The following is a 20,298-nucleotide window of genomic DNA, read 5'->3' on the forward strand; positions in this document are numbered from 1 at the left end:
TCATGCGAGCTGCCCGCGAGATGAAGCTATTGTAATCGCTCCTGATGCCGGGATCAGCCCAGGGCGGCGATCATGGCCTTGGCGCGCGCCACCTGGGCGTCATTGCCGCCGCGCATCACTTCTTCCAGCAATTCGCGGGCGCCTTCCTTGTCGCCGATTTCTTCATAGGCGGCGGCCAGGTCCAGCTTGGTGGTCATTTCCTGCTCGAAGGCCGATTCCTCGTCCTCTTCCAGAATGTTGGCCGCTGACGGTGCCGGGGTGTCTTCCGGCAGGCTCAGGTCCAGATCGGCCAGAGTCGTGGCCGCCGGCGCATCGTCCAGGCTGTCCAGCAGCATGGAGGCCGAGGCCGCGCCGCTGGAGGCCGGCAGGATGGGCTCGTCGGCATCCGGCTTGGCGCCGTTTTCCAGATCCAGGTCGAAATCGATGTCCTTGCCCAGGTCCATGGCGGCCGCCGGCGCCGGCGTGGCTTCCGGCTGTACCTCGGCCGCCTTGAAGTCGGACAGGTCGAATTCCATGCCCGGAGCTTCTTCCGGCTCAGGCTCCGGCTCGGCCGGTGTGCCACCATACAGCGGATTGGTCGGATCGATGGTGAGGCCCAGTGCAGCCGCCTTGACCCAGGCTTCGTTGAGGCCGCCGCTCAGGGCATGCAGGTTCAGCGCCACGCGGTTGAAATTGTCCACGTCGCCGCGCTTGGCATAAATCTCCAGCAGCTTGGCGTGCAGGGCCTGGCGCTCGGGCTGCGTCTGCAGGGCCAGCTTGAGGATGTCCTCGGCCTGTTCGTCGCGGCCATAGGCGATGTACATGTCGGCCTCGGCGATCGGGTCGACCGGCGGCTCTTCGACAGGTGCCGCCACCACCGGTGCCACGACAGCTTCGGCGGCGGGCTCGGGCTCGGCCACCGGAGCGGGCTCAGATTCAGGCTCGGGCTCGGGTGCGACGGCAGCCACCGCCGCCACGGGTTCAGGTGAAGGCGCAGGCTCAGGCTCGATGGCAGGTTCAGCCGGTCCGTCCTCGGACTTCTTCTTGCGGCGGCGCATGGCCAGCACGCCGCCACCGACTGCCAGCAGCGCGACCAGGACGCCCGCACCGGCCACGATGTAGGGATTTTCCTTGATCTTGTCGACGAAACCACCGGACTTGGCGGACTTGTCCGCCGGAGCCGCCGCTGCGGGCGTCGCAGTGGCCGGCGCAGCCACGGGAGCCGGGGCAGGCGCAGCGGCCGGCATCGGCTTGTCCTCGGGCTTGGTGTCGCCACCCTCGGCCGGCTTGTCGGCGGCGGGCGCGGCCGTTGCCGCCGCAGCAGCTGCCGGCTTGGCGGCCTCCGCCTCCTTCTGCTGCTGTGCGGTCAGGTCGGCGATGGTCTTGTTCTTCAGCTCCAGCAGTTTCTGGAGGTTGTCGACGTTCTTTTCCAGATCCTTGACGCGGTCATTGGCTTCGGCCAGCGCACGTTCGCTGGCCGCCTTGTCCTCGGCAGCGGCGCCCGCGTTGCCAGTCTTGCCACGGCCCTTGTTGGCGCGCGAGAGCTCCAGGCGGTCCCGTGCATCCTGGGTGCCGGAACGCTCCTCTACCCGGGCGGTGATCTTGCCCCCGCCGCTCTGGCGATTGCTGCCCGCCTTGCCGGCCGGCGCATTGGCGACCTGGCCTGCCAGCTTGTTGCGGTAGGCGTTGAAGTCCTGGGCCTGCGCAATGACCATGCCGCGCGCTTCGTCGCGGTCGACGGCGGCAGCCGTGGGCTGGTCGGGGATCGACAGGATCTTGCCCGCCCGCAGACGGTTGATGTTGTTGCCCTGGAATGCGTCCGGATTGGCGCGGTACAGCGCAATCAGCATCTGATCCAGCGAGACGTTGGGCTGCTGGTTGCGGTTGGCGATGCTGCCCAGCGTATCACCGGGCTTGACGCGATAATCGGTGCTCTTGCCGCCACTGGCCGCGGCCGGGGCTGTTGCGGGGGCGGCCACGCTGCCGGAGGCGGCAGGACCGGCGGCCGGCGCGGCCGCCATGGCATCCGGGCTGGCCGAAGCCGGGGTATTTTCGGGGGCGGCCTGCTGGCGGCGGATCAGTTCTTCGGCCAGCGGCGAAGGAGCAGGACGCTGCACGATGCTGGTGGCCGGCTCTTCACCGCTGACCGGGATCGCCGCACTGGCCATCGGCGCAGCCGCGGCAGGCGCAGCAGCCGGTGCAGGCGCTGCGGCGGGTTCAGCCGCAGCAGGTGCCGCCATCGCAGCAGCCGGCGCAGGGGTGGCGGCCGGTGTGGCCGGTGACGCGGCCGCAGCCGCCGTGGCGGCCTGCGCATTGCCCGGTGTCAGCGGCGCGACCTGGGCGTTGCGCGGGGTCTTGCTGTCCGGAGGATCGAGCAGGAAAGTATATTCACGCAACTGCCGCGCTTCACCCGAACCCAGTTCCAGCAACAGGTCGACGAAGGGATCGCTGACCGGCTGGGACGAACTGATGCGGATGACATGACGTCCCTGCCGCTGCTCCAGCACGATGGACAGCGAACTCAACACCGGGTTGTAGTCCATGTTGGCGCGGCGGAAGGCTTCCGCCGGGGCCAGGCGCGCCGTGAGCTTGCCGGCCTCGTCGGCACCGACGGCGGTGACCTCGATCTCCGCGCGCAGCGGCTGGCCCAGCGACGAGAGCACGGTCAGCTTGCCCAGGGCGGCGGCCTGCGCCCCCAGCGGCAAGGCCATGGCCAGCGCGATGGCAGCGCTGAGTGTCTTCATCTGGGACAGGGGAAGCTTCTTGTTGGTATGTACAGGCATGTTTTGTTTGGCTTAGAGAAACGTTCCGCTTCAAACCCGTCACGCTGGCGTTCAACCCGGTGCTGGCCTGGGAATGCCGTACCACTCCGTGAATGGGGCAGATGCCGCGCGGCCTGCAACCCGGCCTGCGCCACTCCTTGTCCGTGCCGGCTTGCTGTTTTCACGGCTTTTCTTGCAGGCCAGCGGACGGAGCAGATCCATTTCATCAAATCCAGCAGGCGTCCGTCCGGGGCGCTGCCACATGTTGGCTTTCATGAAATGGATTGGCTTTTCAAATTAACATCAAGAACTTACACCCGCAAGTGTACTTACTTTCTCAAGATGAGAAAAACCCGCCAGCATCCACTCGCATGGACGCTGGCGGGCTATTGTTGCAGACTGACAACGCGAAAGGCAAGTCCTATTCGCATTGCAGCAACGCAGCGGGTGCAGTGACCGGGATGAATCCCGGCCGCCGGCATCACTCCAGGTTGCCCAGGATGATGCGCAGCATGCGGCGCAGCGGTTCGGCCGCGCCCCACAGCAGCTGGTCGCCGATGACGAAGGCGGAGATGTATTCCGGCCCTTGGTTCAGCTTGCGCACGCGGCCCACGCCGATTTCCAGGCCGCCGGTGATGGACGCCGGGGTCAGTTCCTTGACCGTGACGGCGCGGTCATTGGGCACCCACTTCACCCACTGGTTGCCGGCACGGATGATGGACTCGATCTCGGCCAGGGGCAGGTCGCGCTTGAGCTTGATGGTCAGCGCCAGGCTATGGCAGCGCATCGCGCCGATACGCACGCACAGGCCGTCCACCGGGATGATCTGCTCGTTGCCCAGGATCTTGTTGACTTCAGCCTGGCCCTTCCACTCTTCCTTGGACTGGCCGTTTTCCAGCTGGGCGTCGATCCAGGGGATCAGGCCGCCAGCCAGCGGCGCGCCGAAGAATTCGGTCGGCACGTCTTCACGGATGGTCTTGGCAACCTTGCGGTCGATGTCCAGGATGGCCGAAGACGGGGTCGCCAGCTCATCGGCCACCGCCGCGTTGATGACGCCCATGCCCTTCAACAGCTCGCGCATGTGGTTGGCGCCGCCGCCGGAAGCGGCCTGGTAGGTCATGGAACTGACCCACTCGACCAGGCCTTCCTTGAACAGGCCGCCCACGCCCATCAGCAGGATGGAGTTGGTGCAGTTGCCGCCGATGTAGTTCTTCACACCCTTGGCCAGCGCATCCTTGATGACGTTGTTGTTGACAGGATCCAGCACGATCACGGCGTCATCCTTCATGCGCAGCGAGGAAGCGGCGTCGATCCAGTAGCCATCCCAGCCAGCGGCGCGCAGCTTGGGGAAGATCTCATTGGTGTAGTCGCCGCCCTGTGCGGTGATGATGATGTCGCATTTCTTCAGTTCTTCAATGCTGTTGGCGTCTTTCAGGGTCGTTGCCGTTTTGGCAAACGACGGCGCCTTGCCGCCCGCATTCGAAGTCGAGAAAAACACCGGTTCGATGTGATCGAAATCACCTTCATCCTGCATGCGTTGCATCAGGACCGAACCCACCATTCCACGCCAGCCAACCAAACCAACCAGTTTCATCATCTTTCCCTATTTAGAACTTCCATGGTGAACAAATCAGATTGAACACATTTGCGCCGGACCATCCGGCATTTCAAGCGCCTGGCCGCACCGGTTGGGGCGCGGCCAGGCGACGTTGATCTCAGGCGAGGGCCTTGACCACGGCTTCACCCATCTGCTGGGTGTTGACCTTGGTGCAGCCTTCTTCATAAATATCGGCGGTGCGCAGACCTTGCGCAAGCACTTTCTTCACGGCGTTCTCGATGCGATCGGCCTGCTCGGCACGGTTCAAGGAGAAGCGCAGCATCATCGCTGCCGACAGGATGGTCGCCAGCGGATTGGCGATGCCCTTGCCCGCGATGTCCGGGGCCGAGCCGTGTGAAGGTTCATACAGGCCCTTGTTGTTGGCATCCAGCGAGGCCGAGGGCAGCATGCCGATCGAACCGGTCAGCATGGCGGCGGCGTCCGAGAGGATGTCGCCGAACATGTTGCCGGTGACGATGACGTCGAAGTTCTTCGGTGCCTTCACCAGCTGCATGGCGGCGTTGTCCACGTACATGTGCGACAGCTCGACGTCCGGGTATTCCTTGCCGACTTCGGTGACGATGTCTTTCCAGAACTGGAAGGTTTCCAGCACGTTGGCCTTGTCCACGCTGCACAGGCGCTTGCCGCGCTTGGCGGCGGCCTGGAAGGCGACGTGGGCGATGCGGCGGATTTCCGGTTCCGAATAGCGCATGGTATCAAAACCTTCACGAGCGCCCTTGAACGGACCGTCCGGCGCTTCGCGCATGCCGCGCGGCTGACCGAAATAGATGTCGCCGTTCAGTTCGCGCACGATCAGGATGTCCAGGTTGGCCACCAGCTCGGGCTTCAGGGAAGAAGCACCGGTCAGTTCCGGATAGCAGATCGCCGGACGGAAGTTGGCGAACAGCTGCAGGTGCTTGCGCAGGCCAAGGATGGCTTGCTCGGGGCGCAGGGCGCGTTCCAGCTTGTCGTACTTCCAGTCGCCCACCGCACCGAAGAGAATCGCATCGGCTTCCTTGGCCAGCTTCAGGGTGCCGTCCGGCAGCGGATGGCCGTGGGCTTCATAGCCGGCGCCGCCGACCGGGGCGGTTTCCATCTCGAACTTCTCGTCCAGGGCATTGAGCACGCGGACGGCTTCGTCGACGATCTCGGGACCGATGCCGTCACCCGGCAGGATAGCAATCTTCATGGTTTCTCTTTCTCAGTGTTTCCAGCCGTGCTGGAAGACGTTCTTGGAATAAGTAACGACAGTAACGACAAGGGCGGCCATCTGACCGCCCTTTGCTGTTGTCTCGACGATCCTCTTCAGATCGTGTTGCTCAGCCAGGGCTGTTCGTGCAGGTGTTTCTCTTCGTAGGCACGAATGGTGTCGGCTTTGCGTAGGGTCAGGCCAATGTCATCGAAACCGTTCAGCAGGCAGTACTTGCGGAATTCGCTGATGTCGAACGGATAGACTTCGCTGCCATTGGTGGTGCTGACGACCTGTTTTTCCAGGTCGATGACCAGGCGATAACCCGGGAAGGCCTTGACTTCATTGAACAGGTGATCGACCTGTTGTTCGGTCAGGACGATGGGCAGCAGGCCGTTCTTGTAGCAGTTGTTGAAGAAGATGTCGGCAAAGCTGGGCGCGATCACGGCGCGGAAGCCGTACTGGTCCAGCGCCCAGGGCGCGTGTTCGCGCGAGGAGCCGCAGCCGAAGTTCTTGCGCGACAACAGGATGGACGAACCCTGATAACGCTCCTGGTTGAGCACGAAATCGGGATTGAGCGGACGCTTGCTGTTGTCCATGCCCGGCTCGCCATGGTCCAGGTAACGCCATTCGTCGAACAGGTTGGGGCCGAAGCCGCTGCGCTTGATCGACTTCAGGAATTGCTTGGGGATGATCGCATCGGTATCGACGTTGGCGCGATCCAGCGGCGCCACCAGTCCTTCATGCACGATAAATTTATTCATGAGCTTGACCTCGGGTCGGCGGGGCGATTGCTGATTGCTCTGCCCTGCCCTTCCTGTTTCCTGTTCAAAAACTGAAGCTGCGACACGCTGGCCGCAGCCTGTTGCACTGTCCTGCTTACTTCTTGCTGGCGTCCTGCATCTTCTCGCCGACCTTTTCGACATCCTTGCCGAAGCCGTTGACGGTATTGCAACCAGCCAGCGCCCCCAGGGCGACGGCCAGCAGAACCAGAGCGGAGATTTTTTTCATGGTTGTATTCTCTCGAAAAGATTCACAAGCCCGTGCTTACAGAGAACGCACGTCCACGAAGTGACCGGCAATGCCAGCCGCCGCGGCCATGGCCGGGCTCACCAGGTGAGTACGGCCACCGGCGCCCTGCCGGCCTTCGAAATTGCGGTTCGAGGTCGAGGCGCAGCGCTCGCCCGGTTCCAGGCGGTCGGCATTCATGGCCAGGCACATGGAGCAGCCCGGTTCACGCCATTCGAAGCCGGCATCGCGGAAGATCTTGTCCAGACCTTCACGTTCTGCCTGTTCCTTCACCAGGCCCGAACCCGGCACCACCATCGCCAGCTTGACGTTGGAGGCGCGGAACTTGCCACGCACCACCTTGGCCGCTTCGCGCAGGTCTTCGATGCGGGAATTGGTACAGGAACCGATGAAGACCTTGTCGATGCGGATGTCTTCAATGGGGGTGTTGGGCTTGAGGGCCATGTAGGCCAAGGCCTTTTCCATGCCGTCGCGCTTGGTCGGGTCCTTTTCCTTGTCGGGATCGGGAACGCGGGCGTCGACTGCCACCACCATCTCGGGCGAGGTGCCCCAGGTGACTTGCGGCTTGATCTCGGCGGCATTCAGGGTCACGACCAGGTCGAACTTGGCGCCCTGGTCCGAATGCAGGGTGCGCCAGTACGACACGGCGCGCTCCCAGTGCGGACCGGAGGGCGAGAAGGGACGGCCCTTCAGGTATTCCAGGGTGGTGTCGTCGAAGGCCACCATGCCGGCACGGGCACCCGCTTCGATGGCCATGTTGCAGACCGTCATGCGGCCTTCCATGGACAGCGAACGGATGGTCGCCCCGGCGAATTCGATGGCGTAGCCGGTACCGCCTGCGGTACCGATCTTGCCGATCACGGCCAGCACGATGTCCTTGGCGGTGACGCCGGCCGGCAGCGCGCCGTCGACCTGCACCAGCATGGCCTTGGACTTGCGCGCCAGCAAAGTCTGCGTGGCCAGCACGTGTTCGACTTCGGAGGTGCCGATGCCATGGGCCAGCGCGGCAAACGCGCCGTGGGTGGAGGTGTGCGAGTCGCCGCAGACCACCGTCATGCCCGGCAGCGTGGCACCTTGCTCAGGGCCGATCACGTGCACGATGCCTTGACGCTTGTCGTTCATGCCGAAGTACGTCAGGCTGAATTCTTTTGCATTGCCATCCAGCGTTTCGACCTGCAGGCGCGAGATCGGGTCGGCGATGCCTTGGGCGCGGTCAGTGGTGGGGACGTTATGGTCCGCCACCATCAGGTTGGCCGAGTTCCGCCAGGGTTGGCGACCGGCTAGCTTGAGGCCTTCGAAGGCTTGCGGGCTGGTCACTTCATGGAGCAGGTGGCGGTCGATATACAGGATGGCGGTACCGTCATCTTCCGTATGAACGACGTGCGACTCCCAGAGTTTGTCGTAAAGCGTCTTGAGCATGTTGCGGTCCGGCGGAAACGAGAAAGGGATGCTGAACGGGAAAAATAGCGTTTGATTATGCCATAAAGCGACAGGTCTGACCTCCCTGCCGTGTTTTCCGCCGCGTCGCAGCAACAGGGAATAATGCTGCAAGGCAGCAGAAAAAGCGCAGAACTTGCGGCAGACATGAAAAAACCGGCATTTCTTCCGTGCAGGAAGCGATGCCGGTTCGGTCTTTCCCGAAAACGCCGGGATCAGCGCTTGCGGGTCTGCTGGTACAGCGGCTCCACACGCTGGGCGTAGACCGTCAGGTCGGCGATGCGCTCGCTGCTGGAGGGGTGGGTGGACATGAACTTCATCGGCTCATCGCCGCCCAGGCTGGCCATCTTCTGCCACAGCGTGACGGCGGCCTTGGGGTCATAGCCGCCGCGCGCGGCCAGTTCCACGCCGATGCGATCGGCTTCGGTTTCGTTGGCGCGCGAATTGGGCAAGCCCATCAGGCCCATGTACAGGTATTGGCCGCCCTGCTTGCCGACATCGCCCAGGCCCAGCAGCGCGGCACCGATGGAAATGGCGGAATTGGCCACCACCTGCTGCGAAGCGCGCTCGCGGGCATGCTCGCGCAGGGCGTGGGCGATCTCGTGACCCATCACGGCCGCCAGTTCGTCGTCGGTGATCTTGAGCTTGTCGATCAGGCCGGTATAGACCGCGATCTTGCCGCCCGGCATGCACCAGGCATTGGTCTCATCCGAGGTCAGCACGTTGACTTCCCAGTTCCACTTCAGCGCATCCGGGCGGAACACGCCGGTCTGCGGGATCAGGCGGTTGGCGATGGTACGCACGCGCTGCGCCTGGGCGGCATTGCGGTTGAGCAGGCCCTTGCTCTTGGCTTCGGCCAGTACCTGGGCGTATTCCTTGGCCGAGGAGGCCTCCATCTCGGCCGAGGACACCAGCATCTGCTGCTTGCGATCGATGCCGACGGCACCGCCCTGCGTGGTTTGTACGGTTTCGCAAGCCACCAGCCCCACCAGGGCTGCGGCCAGCAGACTGTTCTTGAAGATAGGTTTGAGCACCATGCCCGCCTCCATTGAGTAATTGATATTGATCTCGGGTCCGGTCTGCTGGCGTGCGTGTTGCCGTCAGTCAGCCGTGAGCCGCTTCGACCCGGCTCTTTGCAAATTGTTTCAGACAAGAAAAAACCGGCGACCGCATGTGCGATGGCCGGTTTCCTGGCAGGGCTTGCCGGCCGCTCAGCGCAGGGCCGGCGTCTCAACCTTCACATCGCCGCATTGTGCGCGATGACGCAGGGCGTGATCCATCAGCACAAGGGCCAGCATGGCTTCGGCAATGGGGGTAGCGCGAATGCCCACGCAGGGATCGTGGCGGCCGAAGGTTTCCACCGAGATCGGCTCGCCGTTCTTGTCGATGGACGGGCGCGGCGTGCGGATGCTGGAGGTCGGCTTGATGGCAATCGAGGCCGTGATGTCCTGCCCGGTCGAGATGCCGCCCAGGATGCCACCGCCGTTGTTGCCGACGAAACCTTCCGGGGTCAGCGCGTCGCCGTGCTCGGAACCCTTCTGCGCCACCGCAGCGAAACCGGCGCCGATCTCCACGCCCTTGACCGCATTGATGCCCATGAGCGCGTAGGCGATCTCGGCATCGAGCTTGTCATACAGTGGTTCGCCCAAGCCCACCGGCACGTTCTGCGCCACCACGTCGATGCGCGCGCCGATGGAATCGCCCTCCTTGCGCAGGCCATCCATGTAGTCTTCCAGGCGTTCGATGATGCTGGCGTTGGCGGCGAAGAAGGGGTTGTTGGGCACGTGCTCCCAGGATTCGAAGGGAATCGCGATCTCGCCCAGCTGGCTCATGCAGCCCTTGAAGGTGGTGCCGTATTTCTCGAACAGCCACTTCTTGGCGATGGCCGCCGCGCCCACTACCGGGGCGGTCAGGCGCGCCGAGGAACGGCCGCCGCCGCGCGGATCGCGGATGCCGTACTTGTGCCAGTAGGTGTAGTCGGCATGGCCGGGACGGAAGGTATCGAGGATGTTGCCGTAATCCTTGCTGCGCTGGTCCTGGTTGCGGATCAAGAGCGCAATCGGCGTGCCGGTGGTCTTGCCTTCGTAGACGCCGGAGAGGATCTCCACCGTATCCGGCTCCTGGCGCTGGGTCACGTGGCGCGAGGTGCCGGGACGGCGGCGGTCCAGTTCGGGCTGGATGTCGGCTTCGGACAGCGTCATGCCCGGGGGGCAGCCATCGATCACGCAGCCGATGGCCGGGCCGTGGGATTCGCCGAAGGTGGTGACGGTGAAGAGCGTGCCGAAGGTATTGCCGGACATGATGGAATTCGCGCAAAAAATAGGGGAAGCCGCGATTCTACCAGCCTCGGCCGATGCCGACGAGCCGCACCAGGCCGCAGGCTCCCCCTCAGGCAGACTTATTTCCAGTCGCCGCGCAGCGCCCGGACCTGCTCCTGCAGCCCTTCCGGGCTCACGGCGTCGGGCGCAATCGGCTCACCGACCGCCAGCTCCAGCCGCGAGAACAGCCCGCGCTTGAAGGTGCGTGCCACCGGATTGCTGGGGTCGCGCGAGAACAGGCTGCCCCACAGCCCGCGCAAGGCCATGGGCAGGACCGGCACCGGGCTGCGGTCGATGATCTTCTGCACGCCGCCCTTGAAGGGATTCAATTCGCCATCGCGGGTCAGCTTGCCTTCCGGGAAAATGCACACCAGTTCGCCTTCATGCAGGGCCTGGGCGATATCGACGAAGGCCTTTTCGGTCAGCCAGGGATCTTCCTTGACCGGTGCGATCGGAATGGCGCGCACATTGCGGAACAGCCAGGACATCACCGGAATCTTGAATATCTGGTGATCCATCACGAAACGCACCGGGCGCGGGCTGGCGGCCATGATGGCAATCGCGTCGACATAGCTCACATGATTGCACACCAGCACGGCCGGTCCTTCATCAGGAATGGCCTGGCCGTTGATGATGCGCACCCGATAAAAGGTGTGGATCAGGATCCAGGCCAGGAAGCGGATCAGGAATTCCGGCACCAGCGAGAAGATGTAGACCGCCACCACGCCATTCATGATGGCCGTGGCCAGGAAGATCTGCGGGATCGTCAGCCCTGCCTTGAGCAACACCATCGCCACCACGGCCGAGACCACCATGAACAGCGCATTCATGATGTTCATCCCGGCGATGGTGCGGGAGACGTGGGCCGGGTCGCAGCGGGTCTGGATGAGCGCAAACAACGGCACGATGTACAAGCCGCCAAACAGGCCGATACCCAGGCAATCGAACAGGATGCGCCAACTGCCGCCCTGCGCCAGGAAGCCGCCCAGGTCCAGCATGGCCGACGGCGTGACATAGGCCTGGCTGGCGAAATACAGCTCCAGTCCGAACACCGACAAGCCGATCGAACCAAAGGGCACCAGCCCGATTTCCACCTTGTGCCCGGAAAGCCGCTCGCACAGCAGCGAACCGGCACCGATGCCGACCGAGAACACCGCCAGCAGCAGCACGAAGACGCTGTGGTCGCCATGCAGGTAGTTCTTCGCATAGACGGGGAATTGCGCCAGCATGATGGCCCCGTAAAACCAGAACCAGGAATTGCCCAGCAACGACAGGAACACCGGCCGGTTGCGGCGCGAATAACCGAGGTTGCGCACGGTCTCGGTAAAGGGATTCCAGTTCACCTTCAGGTCCGGCACCGGGGCCGGCGAAAGCGGAATGCGCAGGCTCGCCAGCCAGCCCAGCACGGCGATACCGATGGTGATCCCGGCCACCAGGTGCAGGCCCCAGGGCTTGTGCACGACCAGCACCGCACCCAGGATTTCACCCAGCAGGATGCCGACGAAGGTGCCCATTTCGATAAGGCCATTGCCCCCGACCAGTTCCTCGCGCTTCAACTGCTGCGGCAGGTAGGCGTATTTCACCGGCCCGAACAGGGTCGAATGAATACCCATGCCGATCACGGCGGCGATCAGCAGCCACAGGTGATGCGTCATCCAGCCATAGGCGGCAACGCACATGATGGCGATTTCGAGCAGCTTGACGAAGCGCGCCACTCTGCCCTTTTCCAGCTTGTCGGAGAGCTGGCCGGAGGTGGCTGAAAACAGGAAGAACGGCAGGATGAACAAACCCGGGATAAGGTTGTTGAGCAAGCCCGGATCCATGTCCGTCCAGGACAGCGCGTCATAGGTGAGGATGGTCAGCAGCGCCGTCTTGAACACGTTGTCATTCAAGGCCCCCAGGAACTGGGTCCAGAAGAAGGGAGCGAAGCGCCGTTGGGAGAAGAGCGTGAACTGGCTGTTCTTTTGCATGGGCAATCAGGTGAGGGAGGAAGCGCGCAGTCTGCGCCGCGCGGGTCAGGATTGGCAACAATACCAAGGGGCAAGGAACTGCGGGCAATAAAAAACCGCTCCAGCAGGAACGGTCATGACGGCAGCGCCTGCACCAGCCAGGCGGCTGCCAACGGAAAAACGCGAAACGCAGAGCCTTCAGCTGTTGCCTTCGCGCTCTTCTTCCTCGGCCGGCCAGTCGCGGATGTAGGCCTTGAGCATCTTGTTCTCGAAGCCCTGCGCATCCAGCACCGCCTTGGCCACGTCGTAGAAGGACATGACGCCCAGCACGGTACGGGCCTCCATCACCGGCACATAGCGCGCGTGCTTTTCCAGCATGATGCGGCGCACTTCGTTGAGGTCGGTATCCGGGGTGACGGTGATGGGCGCATCGTTCATGTGCTTGCGCACGGTCGAGCCGCCCAGCTCGCCGCCGTTTTTGTGCAGCGTCAGCAGCACTTCGCGGAAGGTCAGCATGCCGACCAGGTCGCCGTATTCCATCACGACCAGCGAGCCGATGTCTTTCTCGGCCATGGCGGCGACCGCCTCCTGAATCGGGGTTTCCGGCGTGACGGTAAAGAGGATGTTGCCTTTGACCTTGAGGATTTCAGAGACTTTCATGATGTCGTCCTGGTTTGGTTATATGAAGCTGTTTTGACTGTAGGCGATGACGCCGGGAAAATCCAATTCATGGGGGCAACAGGATAACTGATCCTGCCCGCAACCGCAGCGGACGCCTCCTCCAGGCCCTCCTGGCGCGCTGGAAATCACATGGTACGGGCAAGGGCGACCTTTGGGCAACCCGCAAAGACGCTGCTGCGCAGTATTTCCCTGCAGAATTTACGTTTTGCAGCTGAAGCTTGCTTCAGCACAAGGATTGCAAACAGGCGCGGCGCTGACTACTCTGAAAGGGTCAGGACTCTCCGGAGAAGACCATGGCCGCTACCCTGCCCGAACGCCATTACGCCAGTTTCAGCGAGTTCTATCCGACCTACCTCAGCGAGCATGCGCACCGGGTCAACCGGCAGCTGCATTTCCTGGGGTCGACGCTGGCGCTGTTGAGTCTCTTGCTGCTGCTGATCACGCACCAGTGGTGGTGGCTGGCGGTGGCGCTGTTCTGCGGCTACGGTTTTGCCTGGGTCGGACATTTCATGGTGGAGAAGAACCAGCCGGCCACCTTCCGTCATCCGTTCTATTCCTTCATGGGCGATTGGGTGATGTACTGGCAAATGCTCACGGGGCAGGTGTCGTTTTAGAAAGCTTCATAAAAGGGCCGACAAGGGCTGATCCGGGGGCCTTGGCGTCGGATCAGCGCTCCCACAGACGCCGGCGCGCCTCCAGCGGCACCGCAGCATGCGGCATGGCGGCCACGGTGGCGGCGACTTCTTCCTCGGCCACCCGCCCGGCCTGGCAATACTGCTCCAGCGACTGCGCCAGTTCGGCGTTGATGGCATCTTCCACCCGCGCCACCAGCGCTTCTTCCTCTCCGGCCTGGGCCAGTACCGCAGGATCGAACACGAACAGGCGATACACCCGCGCCAGCTGGATGGTGCTGGGATTGGCCACCAGGGTCCAGCGATCCATGTCATCGGTAATGCGGCGGTTCCAGCCGCGACGGCTGCGGCTGCCCGACTCGGGCTTGACCGAGGCCACCCAGCCCTCTTCGCTCATGCGCGCCAGCAGTTGCTGCAATTCACCCAGGCCCAGCCGGGTGGCGCGCCGCACCTCCTCCATGCTGACCACGGCCGACTCCACGCCCACGCGCGCCGCGTGCAGGAATTTCAGGACCTTGACCGCATCGATGAATTCCGCGCCCGGCGAGGGGACATGCCACCAGCGTTCATAGCGCACCACCGGCAGCGCCGCCGTCAGCAGCGCCCCGAAGAGCGTGATCATCCACATCATGTAGATCCACACCAGGAAGATCGGCAGCACCGCCACCGTGCCATAGACCATGGTGTAGGTCGGGAACTGCAGGATGTAGGCGGCGAAGAGCCGCTTGGCGATTTCCAGCCCGATACCGGCCAGCAGGCCGCCGGCGGCCGCATCACGCCAGTCCACGGTCTGGTTGGGCACGGTGCTGTAGAGCAGCGTATAAGCCAGCGTGGAGAGCATCAGCGAGACCAGCGTATAAAAGCTCGCGCCCAGCCACGGCAGGCTCTTGACCGCGCCGCCGGTGGCGGTCGACAGATACGAGGTCACGCTGATGGAAACCCCGATCAGCAGCGGCCCCAGCGTGATGATGGCCCAGTACACCAGCACCCGCTGCACCAGCGGGCGCGACTTCTTGACGCGCCAGATCTGGTTGAACACGCTCTCGATGGTGGACATGGTCAGCACCGAGGTCAGGATCAGCAGCACCCCGCCCACGGCCGAGATGCGCGCCGATTTGGCGGCGAACTGATTGAGGTAGCCGAGGATGGTGTTGGCCACGCCCTTGGGCATGAGGTTCTCGACGAAATAGGCTTCCAGCGAGGCGCGGAAGGTCGAGAACAGCGGGAAGGCCGTAAACAGCGCCAGCGCGATGGTGAGCATCGGCACCAGCGACAGGATGGTGGTGAAGGTCAGGCTGCCGGCCACTTGCGGCAGGCGATCCTCGCGCAGCCGCCGGCCGGCGAAGCGCAACAGGTCGCTGAACTGCTCACGGGTCAGACCACGCATACGGGACAAGGAAAAACGCAAAGAAGACATCCGTTCGACTTCATCGGAGACGCCGCACCCGCAGATGCGCCGCCCCATCGGGGTTGAATCAGGCCGCATGACGGCGCGCAGGCTTGCTGCCGGCCAGACGACAAGTTTGGCGATTATCGCCCAAGCGGGCAGCAAAATCCCGCAAAAACGCAGAGCAGGCCCAAAGTTTCTGCTTCCTCATGGTGCAGATGAAGAAAAAGCGGGGACACTCAGGCTTTTCCTGCTGTCTGGGAGCAAAAAAACGGAAATATAATAAGTCACATGATGACCTCTTCGACCGCTACTTCCGTGCAGACCTCCTCCAACGCCACCATCCTGGTGCTCTACTATTCGCGCCATGGTGCCACCCGCAAGCTGGCCGAGCTGATCGCCCAGGGCGTGGAAAGCGTGCCCGGCTGCGATGCCCGCCTGCGCACCGTGCCGGCGGTTTCCACCGTCACCGAAGCGGTGGAACCGGACGTGCCAAGCTCCGGCGCGCCCTACGTGGAAGCCAGCGACCTGGCGGAATGCGATGGCCTGGCCCTGGGTTCGCCCACGCGTTTCGGCAACATGGCAGCGGCCATGAAGTATTTCTGGGATGGCACCTCGCCGCAGTGGCTCTCCGGCGTACTGGCGGGCAAGCCGGCCTGCGTCTTCACCTCCACCGGCAGCCTGCATGGCGGCCAGGAATCGACGCTGTTGAGCATGATGCTGCCCCTGCTGCACCATGGCATGCTGATTGTCGGCCTGCCCTATTCGCATCCCGAGCTGATGAATACTTCCAGCGGCGGCACACCTTACGGTGCCAGCCACTGGGCGGGCGTCAACGGCAATCAGCCGCTGTCGGACGACTCGCGCACCCTGGCCATCGCGCTGGGCAAACGGCTGGCAGAAAACGCCATCAAATTACGGAGACCATCATGAACAGCAGTGCGCGCTACTTCCACCTCGGAGCCAGTTCCAGCCTGATCGCCCTGATCCTGCTCTGTCTGGCGTGGGAACTGGTGCTGGCCCCGCTGCGACCGGGCGGTTCGTGGATGGTGCTCAAGGTAGTGCCCTTGCTGCTGCCGCTGCGCGGGGTATTGAAGCGCGACGTCTACACGCTGCAATGGTCGTCCATGCTGATCCTGGTGTATCTGGCGGAAGGGCTGGTGCGCGCCACCAGCGACAGCGTCCATGCTTCGGTGCTGCTGGCCTGGGTCGAAGTGGCGCTGACCGCGCTGTATTTCGTCTGCGCACTGGCGTATTTGCACCCGTTCAAGAAGGCCGCCAAGGAAATCGCCCGCCAGGCGATCCAGAAGGCCTCCCAGTAATACGCACCGCTTCCCCACATCGATTGGGCGCGCCACTGCACGTGGCGCGTTTCGCTTTCATGACCGACTTCCTCGCTGCCTGCCGTACCGCCATCGGTGCTGCTTATGTCCTCACCGAAGCCGCCGACACCGCCGGCTACCTGACCGACCAGCGTGGCCGCTACACCGGCCGTGCCCTGGCCGTATTACGCCCGGCTGATACGGCCGAAGTGGCGGCGCTGGTGCAACTGTGCGCGCACCATGGCATCCCGCTGGTGCCGCAAGGGGGCAACACCGGCCTGGTGCTGGGCAGCGTGCCCGACCAGCAGGGCAATGCCGTGGTGCTCTCGCTGCGTCGCCTGAACCGCATCCGTGCGGTGGACCCGGTCAACAATACGATGACGGTGGAAGCCGGCTGCGTATTGCAGCATCTGCAGGAACAGGCGGCGGCGGTCGAACTGCTGTTCCCGCTGTCGCTGGCGGCCGAAGGCAGCTGCACCATCGGCGGCAATCTCTCCACCAATGCCGGCGGCACCGGCGTGCTGCGCTATGGCAATACGCGCGAGCTGTGCCTGGGGCTGGAAGTGGTGACGGCCGCGGGCGAGATCATGAGCAGCCTCAAGGGCTTGCGCAAGGACAATACCGGCTACGACCTGCGCGATCTTTTCATCGGCGCGGAAGGTACTCTGGGCATCATCACCGCTGCGGTAGTGAAACTCTTCCCGCAACCGCGCGCGCAACTGACTGCACTGGTAGCGCTGCAATCCCCGGCGCAGGCGCTGCAACTGCTGCAGCAGGCGCAAGCGCGCTGTGGTTCGGCCTTGACCGGTTTCGAGCTGATGTCGCACTTCTGCCTGCAGCTGGTCTGCAAGCACTTCCCCGACCAACGCCTGCCCTTCAGCCAGCGGCATCCGCAGTACGTGCTGCTGGAACTGTCGGACAACGAATCCGAAGACCACGCCCGGGCGATTTTTGAAACCCTGATTGGCGAGGCCCTTGAACAGGGTTTGGTGGACGATGCCGTGATCGCCGCCTCGCTGGCCCAGTCCAGGGCCTTGTGGCGACTGCGTGAAAGCATCTCGATGGCACAGGCGCACGAGGGCAAGAACATCAAGCACGACATCTCGGTGCCGATCTCGCGCATCGCCGAATTCATGGAAGCGACCGATACCCTGGTGCAGCAGGCCGCACCGGGTTGCCGCATGGTCAGTTTCGGCCACCTGGGCGATGGCAACCTGCACTACAACGTCTCGCCGCCGGTGGGCGTGCCCGATGCCGATTTCCTGGCGCGCCAGGGCGACATCAACCGCGTGGTCCATGACAGCGTCGACCGCTTCGGCGGCTCGATCTCGGCCGAGCATGGATTGGGAGCGCTGAAGCGCGAAGAGATCCTGCGCTACAAGTCACCGGTGGAACTGCGTCTGATGCGCGCCATCAAGCAGGCGCTGGATCCGCAGCAATTGATGAATCCGGGCAAGGTGCTGTGACGCCACTTTGAAGCAGGTATCAACAAAAAGGGACGGACGCCAGTACGAGCCGTCCGCCCCAACCTCCCCCTCAGGAGCCTGCCTGAAACGCTCAAATTCCTTGCGTTTCCCTATGTCGTGATCTTTGCATCAAGCGCGCTTCTCCAATTCGAGGAATAGCAGGCGATGCCACAGCCAATTTGTGAATTCAGGCCGCCGTCTTGTGCTCGGCGGCATGGTCGCGCATGGTCTGCAGGAACAGGTCCGGAGCCATCGGCCGTCCCAGCAGATAGCCCTGCATGGCGTCGCATCCGACCTGGTGCAGGAACTCCTGCTGGCGCTCGGTCTCCACGCCTTCGGCGACGATGCGCAGATTCAGCGTGCGCCCCAGGGCCACGATGGCCGATACGATGGCGGCATCCTCGGTGCCTTCGCTCAAGTCGCGCACGAAGCCGCGATCGATCTTCAGTTCGTTGGCCGGCAGGCGCTTCAGGTACAGCAGGCTGGAATAGCCGGTGCCGAAATCGTCGATGGAGATCTCCACGCCCAGGTCGGCGATCTGCTGCAGCGTCTGCAGGCTCTGCTCGGTATTGTTCATGGCAGTCGACTCGGTCACCTCCAGCGTCAGGCAGGACGGCGGCAGCTGGTGTTTCTCCAGGGCAGCACGCACCACGTCCAGCAGATGCGGATCGGCAAACTGCACCGGCGAAAGATTCACCGCAATCTTCCAGTCGGCATAGCCCAGGGTCAGCCACTCATGCATCTGGCGACAGGCTTCATCCAGCACCCAGGCCCCGATCGGGATGATCAGGCCGGAACGCTCGGCCAGGCCGATGAACTCATCCGGCCCCACCAGTCCGCGTTGCGGATGCTGCCAGCGCAGCAGCGCCTCGGCCCCCAGCACCGGACCATCAAGCAGGCTGAACTTGGGCTGGTAGACCAGCCGGAATTGCTTGCGCTCCAACGCTACCCGCAGGTCCTGCAGCCACTGCAGCTGATGATGCGCATTGGCATTCATCGACGGTTCGAAGAAGTTGTAGCCGTTGCGGCCGGCGCGCTTGGTGTGATACATCGCGGCGTCGGCGTTGATGACCAGGTCGTGGCGCGTGGCCCCGTCCTCCGGGTAGATGGCGATGCCCACGCTGGCCGACACGCGCAGCTCCTGCTCGGCCAGGCGGAACGGCAGGTTGACCACTTCCACCAGCTTCTCGGCCACCGGCATGGCGTCTTCCGGCTGCGCCAGTTCCACCAGGATCACGAATTCGTCGCCACCCAGCCGCGCCACCGTATCGTGTGCGCGCATGGCACCGGTCAGGCGCTGCGCCACTTCCACCAGCATGCGGTCGCCCACATGGTGGCCGAGCGAGTCGTTGATGGCCTTGAAGCCATCCAGATCCATGAACATCAGCGCGAAATGTCCCTGGCTGCGTGCGGCCTTGTTGATGGCCTGGCTCAGGCGGTCTTCCAGCAGGGTGCGGTTGGGCAGCTTGGTGAGATGGTCGTGCAGCACCATCTGCGTCAATTCTTCATTGGCTTCGGCCAGCGAGCGCGCCAGCTTGGCGGTACGCGACTCCAGCCGCGCATCCAGCACCGAGGTCAGCAAGGCGATGCTCAGCACCGCCAGCGTGACCACGATGACCAGGATCGCCAGCCAGCCGGTCCCCACGCCCTCGCGTGCCGAGAGGCACACCGAACCGTTGGGAAAAGTGGCAGCCGCCATGCCGGTGTAATGCATGCCGACGATGGCCACGCCCATCACCACCGAAGCGCCGGCGCGCGCGGCTTTCACGTAAGGGGTATTGCGGCGCAGGCTGAAGGCGATCCACAGCGCTGCCGCCGATGCCGCTATGGCGATCAGGATGGAAGCGATGAACAGCACCAGGTCGTAATCGATGCCCGGCGTCATGCGCATGGCGGCCATGCCGGTGTAATGCATGCCGGCAATGCCGGTCCCCATCAGCAAGGCGCTGCCGAACAGCCGCCGCAGCGGCAATTCGCTGCGGGTAACGATCCACAGCGCATAGCCCGAGGTGGCGATGGCGATGAGCAGCGAGAGCGTGGTGATCCAGACATCGTAGCCCAGCGCGATGGGCAGCCGGAAAGCCAGCATGCCGATGAAATGCATCGACCAGATCCCCAGCCCCATGGCCACCGCACCGCCGGCAAGCCAGAAGCGTGCGGCACGCGAATGCAGATGGCTGGTGGTGTTGATGCGCTCGGCCATGTCCAGCGCCGTATAGGAGGCGAGGATGGCCACCAGCAGGGAAACGACCACCAGCGGCTTGTCGTAGTTGGCGATGAGCATGGCGAAGAGTGATGCCTGTGAAAAACGGCGATTGAGCGAAGGTCGCTGGAAGGCAGGTGATTCGGTGCGCGCACGCACCGGCACGTCCCGCCCCGGCAAACAGCTTGGCAACATGGACGACTTGTCATCAAGCTTAGGGGGCGGCGCATTGTCACACAATCAGGAAATACCCGTTGTCACAATGGCATTTTCCGTCGACCAAACCTTATCCGGACGAGGCAAACAAACAACATTCCGTGACCAACCGCATGCCAAATTGATCATTT

Annotated in this window: 17 protein-coding genes; 5 read left to right on the top strand and 12 right to left on the bottom strand. The window is 63.4% G+C overall.

Annotation, left to right across the window (positions count from 1 at the left end):
* Nucleotides 1-53 precede the first annotated feature (53 nt).
* The 10 genes from JOD78_RS17935 to JOD78_RS17980 form a co-directional block, all read right to left on the bottom strand.
* On the bottom strand, nt 54-2,762 hold the full coding sequence (locus JOD78_RS17935) for a FimV/HubP family polar landmark protein (protein ID WP_209567217.1): 2,709 nt from the start codon (nt 2,760-2,762) through the stop codon (nt 54-56).
* A gap of 460 nt (nt 2,763-3,222) precedes the next feature.
* Complete coding sequence (asd, locus tag JOD78_RS17940) at nt 3,223-4,335, bottom strand: aspartate-semialdehyde dehydrogenase (RefSeq protein WP_039784953.1); 1,113 nt, start codon at nt 4,333-4,335, stop codon at nt 3,223-3,225.
* A 121-nt stretch (nt 4,336-4,456) separates the two neighbouring features.
* The gene (leuB, locus tag JOD78_RS17945) at nt 4,457-5,527 is read right to left on the bottom strand and encodes a 3-isopropylmalate dehydrogenase (RefSeq protein WP_017452965.1); all 1,071 of its coding nucleotides are present in this window, start codon (nt 5,525-5,527) and stop codon (nt 4,457-4,459) included.
* 116 nt (nt 5,528-5,643) lie between these two features.
* Complete coding sequence (gene leuD, locus JOD78_RS17950) at nt 5,644-6,291, bottom strand: 3-isopropylmalate dehydratase small subunit (protein ID WP_034333116.1); 648 nt, start codon at nt 6,289-6,291, stop codon at nt 5,644-5,646.
* A gap of 115 nt (nt 6,292-6,406) precedes the next feature.
* Nucleotides 6,407-6,538 (bottom strand): entericidin A/B family lipoprotein, encoded by a 132-nt coding sequence (locus JOD78_RS17955; protein ID WP_121045014.1) that lies wholly within the window; start codon nt 6,536-6,538, stop codon nt 6,407-6,409.
* A 36-nt stretch (nt 6,539-6,574) separates the two neighbouring features.
* The gene (gene leuC, locus JOD78_RS17960) at nt 6,575-7,975 is read right to left on the bottom strand and encodes a 3-isopropylmalate dehydratase large subunit (RefSeq protein WP_121045015.1); all 1,401 of its coding nucleotides are present in this window, start codon (nt 7,973-7,975) and stop codon (nt 6,575-6,577) included.
* Between the two features lie 233 nt (nt 7,976-8,208).
* Entirely contained in the window at nt 8,209-9,030 is an 822-nt protein-coding gene (locus JOD78_RS17965; RefSeq protein ID WP_199725127.1) for a M48 family metallopeptidase, read from the bottom strand.
* Nucleotides 9,031-9,204: 174 nt separating this feature from the next.
* Nucleotides 9,205-10,293: a chorismate synthase gene (aroC, locus tag JOD78_RS17970; protein ID WP_121045020.1), complete on the bottom strand. Its 1,089-nt coding sequence runs from the start codon at nt 10,291-10,293 to the stop codon at nt 9,205-9,207.
* Between the two features lie 98 nt (nt 10,294-10,391).
* Nucleotides 10,392-12,281 carry an MFS transporter gene (locus JOD78_RS17975; protein WP_121045021.1) on the bottom strand — a complete coding sequence of 630 codons (1,890 nt, stop codon included), beginning with the start codon at nt 12,279-12,281 and terminating at the stop codon, nt 10,392-10,394.
* Nucleotides 12,282-12,458: 177 nt separating this feature from the next.
* Nucleotides 12,459-12,920 carry a CBS domain-containing protein gene (locus JOD78_RS17980; RefSeq protein ID WP_121045023.1) on the bottom strand — a complete coding sequence of 154 codons (462 nt, stop codon included), beginning with the start codon at nt 12,918-12,920 and terminating at the stop codon, nt 12,459-12,461.
* Nucleotides 12,921-13,234: 314 nt separating this feature from the next.
* Between JOD78_RS17980 and JOD78_RS17985 the strand changes: the two genes are divergently transcribed.
* Entirely contained in the window at nt 13,235-13,555 is a 321-nt protein-coding gene (locus tag JOD78_RS17985) for a DUF962 domain-containing protein (protein ID WP_034338162.1), read from the top strand.
* Nucleotides 13,556-13,607: 52 nt separating this feature from the next.
* On the opposite strand, the gene JOD78_RS17990 is transcribed toward JOD78_RS17985, so the two are convergent.
* Nucleotides 13,608-14,960 carry a YihY family inner membrane protein gene (locus tag JOD78_RS17990; protein WP_245202196.1) on the bottom strand — a complete coding sequence of 451 codons (1,353 nt, stop codon included), beginning with the start codon at nt 14,958-14,960 and terminating at the stop codon, nt 13,608-13,610.
* 64 nt (nt 14,961-15,024) lie between these two features.
* Between JOD78_RS17990 and JOD78_RS17995 the strand changes: the two genes are divergently transcribed.
* From JOD78_RS17995 to JOD78_RS18010, 4 genes are read left to right on the top strand one after another with little or no spacing between them, the layout of a single operon-like run.
* Complete coding sequence (locus tag JOD78_RS17995) at nt 15,025-15,243, top strand: hypothetical protein (RefSeq protein WP_134040380.1); 219 nt, start codon at nt 15,025-15,027, stop codon at nt 15,241-15,243.
* Between the two features lie 8 nt (nt 15,244-15,251).
* The gene (gene wrbA / locus JOD78_RS18000) at nt 15,252-15,893 is read left to right on the top strand and encodes an NAD(P)H:quinone oxidoreductase (protein ID WP_034338170.1); all 642 of its coding nucleotides are present in this window, start codon (nt 15,252-15,254) and stop codon (nt 15,891-15,893) included.
* On the top strand, nt 15,890-16,282 hold the full coding sequence (locus JOD78_RS18005) for a DUF2069 domain-containing protein (RefSeq protein WP_134137372.1): 393 nt from the start codon (nt 15,890-15,892) through the stop codon (nt 16,280-16,282). The genes wrbA and JOD78_RS18005 overlap by 4 nt, the downstream gene beginning before the upstream one ends.
* A gap of 59 nt (nt 16,283-16,341) precedes the next feature.
* Complete coding sequence (locus JOD78_RS18010) at nt 16,342-17,748, top strand: FAD-binding oxidoreductase (protein WP_121045356.1); 1,407 nt, start codon at nt 16,342-16,344, stop codon at nt 17,746-17,748.
* A gap of 187 nt (nt 17,749-17,935) precedes the next feature.
* Here JOD78_RS18010 and JOD78_RS18015 read toward each other — a convergent pair whose 3' ends face one another.
* Nucleotides 17,936-20,032 (bottom strand): EAL domain-containing protein, encoded by a 2,097-nt coding sequence (locus JOD78_RS18015; protein WP_209567677.1) that lies wholly within the window; start codon nt 20,030-20,032, stop codon nt 17,936-17,938.
* Nucleotides 20,033-20,298: the final 266 nt, after the last annotated feature.

Source organism: Herbaspirillum sp. 1130, from assembly GCF_017833835.1.
Classification (GTDB): Bacteria; Pseudomonadota; Gammaproteobacteria; order Burkholderiales; family Burkholderiaceae_D; genus Herbaspirillum; species Herbaspirillum huttiense.

Bases quoted from the DNA above. Each gene is read 5' to 3' on its own strand.
- JOD78_RS17935 (WP_209567217.1), bottom strand. From the start codon at position 2,762: ATGCCTGTACATACCAACAAGAAGCTTCCCCTGTCCCAGATGAAGACA.
- asd (WP_039784953.1), bottom strand. From the start codon at position 4,335: ATGAAACTGGTTGGTTTGGTTGGCTGGCGTGGAATGGTGGGTTCGGTC.
- leuB (WP_017452965.1), bottom strand. From the start codon at position 5,527: ATGAAGATTGCTATCCTGCCGGGTGACGGCATCGGTCCCGAGATCGTC.
- leuD (WP_034333116.1), bottom strand. From the start codon at position 6,291: ATGAATAAATTTATCGTGCATGAAGGACTGGTGGCGCCGCTGGATCGC.
- JOD78_RS17955 (WP_121045014.1), bottom strand. From the start codon at position 6,538: ATGAAAAAAATCTCCGCTCTGGTTCTGCTGGCCGTCGCCCTGGGGGCG.
- leuC (WP_121045015.1), bottom strand. From the start codon at position 7,975: ATGCTCAAGACGCTTTACGACAAACTCTGGGAGTCGCACGTCGTTCAT.
- JOD78_RS17965 (WP_199725127.1), bottom strand. From the start codon at position 9,030: ATGGTGCTCAAACCTATCTTCAAGAACAGTCTGCTGGCCGCAGCCCTG.
- aroC (WP_121045020.1), bottom strand. From the start codon at position 10,293: ATGTCCGGCAATACCTTCGGCACGCTCTTCACCGTCACCACCTTCGGC.
- JOD78_RS17975 (WP_121045021.1), bottom strand. From the start codon at position 12,281: ATGCAAAAGAACAGCCAGTTCACGCTCTTCTCCCAACGGCGCTTCGCT.
- JOD78_RS17980 (WP_121045023.1), bottom strand. From the start codon at position 12,920: ATGAAAGTCTCTGAAATCCTCAAGGTCAAAGGCAACATCCTCTTTACC.
- JOD78_RS17985 (WP_034338162.1), top strand. From the start codon at position 13,235: ATGGCCGCTACCCTGCCCGAACGCCATTACGCCAGTTTCAGCGAGTTC.
- JOD78_RS17990 (WP_245202196.1), bottom strand. From the start codon at position 14,960: ATGCGTGGTCTGACCCGTGAGCAGTTCAGCGACCTGTTGCGCTTCGCC.
- JOD78_RS17995 (WP_134040380.1), top strand. From the start codon at position 15,025: ATGCGCCGCCCCATCGGGGTTGAATCAGGCCGCATGACGGCGCGCAGG.
- wrbA (WP_034338170.1), top strand. From the start codon at position 15,252: ATGATGACCTCTTCGACCGCTACTTCCGTGCAGACCTCCTCCAACGCC.
- JOD78_RS18005 (WP_134137372.1), top strand. From the start codon at position 15,890: ATGAACAGCAGTGCGCGCTACTTCCACCTCGGAGCCAGTTCCAGCCTG.
- JOD78_RS18010 (WP_121045356.1), top strand. From the start codon at position 16,342: ATGACCGACTTCCTCGCTGCCTGCCGTACCGCCATCGGTGCTGCTTAT.
- JOD78_RS18015 (WP_209567677.1), bottom strand. From the start codon at position 20,032: ATGCTCATCGCCAACTACGACAAGCCGCTGGTGGTCGTTTCCCTGCTG.